The sequence below is a fragment of the Pseudoalteromonas sp. MMG013 genome, assembly GCF_018100885.1.
In the GTDB taxonomy this organism is placed as follows: domain Bacteria; phylum Pseudomonadota; class Gammaproteobacteria; order Enterobacterales; family Alteromonadaceae; genus Pseudoalteromonas; species Pseudoalteromonas aurantia.
In genome coordinates this window covers 1-344 of sequence record NZ_JAGJEE010000136.1, presented here as the reverse complement: position 1 = coordinate 344, position 344 = coordinate 1, and the positions used below count along the sequence as shown (strand labels likewise).

At 46.8% G+C, this 344-nt stretch carries 3 tRNA genes; all 3 read right to left on the bottom strand.

Annotated elements, in window-relative coordinates:
* Positions 1–22: 22 nt before the first annotated feature.
* The 3 genes from J8L98_RS24695 to J8L98_RS24685 all read right to left on the bottom strand — a co-directional run bounded on the left by J8L98_RS24695 (position 23) and on the right by J8L98_RS24685 (position 339).
* A tRNA-Cys gene (locus tag J8L98_RS24695) sits at positions 23–96 on the bottom strand.
* A 15-nt stretch (positions 97–111) separates the two neighbouring features.
* A tRNA-Gly gene (locus J8L98_RS24690) sits at positions 112–187 on the bottom strand.
* Between the two features lie 76 nt (positions 188–263).
* Positions 264–339: transfer RNA gene (locus J8L98_RS24685), tRNA-Gly, on the bottom strand.
* Between the last annotated feature and the right edge of the window lie 5 nt (positions 340–344).

Sequence of the window (344 nt, the reverse complement as noted above, 5' to 3'; positions counted from 1 at the left end):
ACAAGTGGAGTACTACTAATAATGGAGGCGGAACCCGGAGTTGAACCGAGGTAGACGGATTTGCAATCCGCTGCATAGCCACTCTGCCATTCCGCCATTTTTGTAAAAGTTTGGAGCGAGTAACGAGGCTCGAACTCGTGACCTCGACCTTGGCAAGGTCGCGCTCTACCAGCTGAGCTACACTCGCATTATTATGCGTATTTAACTTAAATTAAGCTAAATGATACTTTCGCAAACTTTAAACTTTTATTCCCTAATTTGATTGGAGCGAGTAACGAGGCTCGAACTCGTGACCTCGACCTTGGCAAGGTCGCGCTCTACCAACTGAGCTATACTCGCAATCA